Annotated in this window: 2 protein-coding genes; both read left to right on the forward strand. The window is 66.4% G+C overall.

Annotated features, from left to right (window positions below; all coding sequences use genetic code 11):
* Positions 1 to 47 precede the first annotated feature (47 nt).
* Positions 48 to 353 carry a transposase gene (locus tag BSZ39_RS12980; RefSeq protein WP_047313027.1) on the forward strand — a complete coding sequence of 102 codons (306 nt, stop codon included), beginning with the start codon at positions 48 to 50 and terminating at the stop codon, positions 351 to 353.
* A gap of 5 nt (positions 354 to 358) precedes the next feature.
* Positions 359 to 744: IS3 family transposase (locus BSZ39_RS12985; protein WP_143180563.1), on the forward strand; the 386-nt coding region annotated here is incomplete at its 3' end.

Raw genomic sequence — 744 nt, forward strand, 5'->3', positions numbered from 1 at the left:
TGAATCGCCCTGGGTTTCGTTCCGTTCTTCAAGCAAGGATGGAACCGATGAATCAGAAGTACTCGCCCGAGATGCGCGAGCGCGCGCTGCGGATGCTCGACGAGGCCAAGCCCGAGCATCCGAACCTCATGTCCGCGGTGCGACATGTCGCGGGTCTGCTCGGCATGAGCCCGGAGACGCTGCGCGTGTGGCACCGCCGCCGCGAGATCGACGCCGGGCAGCGCCCCGGCGTGCCGACCGACGTCGCCGAGGAGAACAAGCGACTTCGCCGTGAGAACGCCGAGCTGAAGAAGGCGAACGAGGTCCTCAAAGCCGCGAGCGTGTTTTTCGCGAAGGAACTCGACCGTCCCTGACGAGCATGATCCGCTTCATCGACGAACACAGGGATCAGTTCGGGGTCGAGTTCCTCTGCCGCGTCCTCCGCGACGCGGTGCCGGGGTTCCTCACCTCGCGCGGGTATCGCGCGGCGAAGACGCGCGTGCCCTCCGCCAGGCAGCTGAAGGACGAACTCCTCGTCCCCGAGATCCAGCGTCTTCACGAGGAGAACTACGGCGTCTACGGCGTCCGGAAGATGCATGCTCTCCTCCGGCGGGAGGGGTGGGACATCGGGCGTGACCAGACCGCGCGGCTCATGAAGCTCGCCGGGGTGCGCGGGGTGGCGCGGTCGAAGAAGGTGTTCACCACGAAGTCCGACCCGACCATCGCGCAGCCGATGGATCTCGTCGAACGCGACTTCACCGCCCC

The sequence above is a fragment of the Bowdeniella nasicola genome (genome assembly GCF_001907295.1).
Lineage (GTDB): Bacteria > Actinomycetota > Actinomycetes > Actinomycetales > Actinomycetaceae > Bowdeniella > Bowdeniella nasicola.